General features: G+C 58.9%; 1 pseudogene. It reads left to right on the top strand.

The features are described from left to right. Positions 1–131: 131 nt before the first annotated feature. Positions 132–450: pseudogene (locus tag NMG80_RS01810) on the top strand (IS481 family transposase); the annotation flags it as partial.

The raw sequence follows: 450 nt of genomic DNA, 5'->3' as shown, positions 1-450 counted from the left end.
GGAGAGACTGCAGCGGAAAACCTCCCGGTCTGCCTTCTCGATCACCTCATGAACGTGAACACAACGCCCAGCCCAAGGATGCCATGGATAAAGAAACTTGCGTTCCTCGGTCCTGTGGGCGTTCTTTCGTCGTGTTGTTCAACACCGAACGCCCGCATCAGGCGCTCGATATGGCCTGCCCTGCCGAGCGCTACAGCCTCTCGCCGCGCCCCTATCGGGGACTGCCGCAGCTCGACTACCCTTTCCACGACAAGGCAGTCACCGTCACCACCTGCGGGCGCATCTGCTACAATCGCAAGAAGATCAATCTCAGCCAGGTCTTCGCCGGCCAGACCGTCGGCGTCAAACAGGTCGACGACCGAATCTGGCTGGCCAGCTTCATGGACTATGATCTGGGATATTTCGACGATGAGACATGCAGGCTCGAACCACTCGAAAACCCTTTCGGGC

It is taken from the genome of Mesorhizobium escarrei, assembly GCF_935825525.1.
GTDB lineage: Bacteria > Pseudomonadota > Alphaproteobacteria > Rhizobiales > Rhizobiaceae > Mesorhizobium > Mesorhizobium escarrei.
The sequence above is the reverse complement of the archived record's forward strand: the minus strand, read 5'-3'. Positions and strand labels throughout refer to the sequence as shown.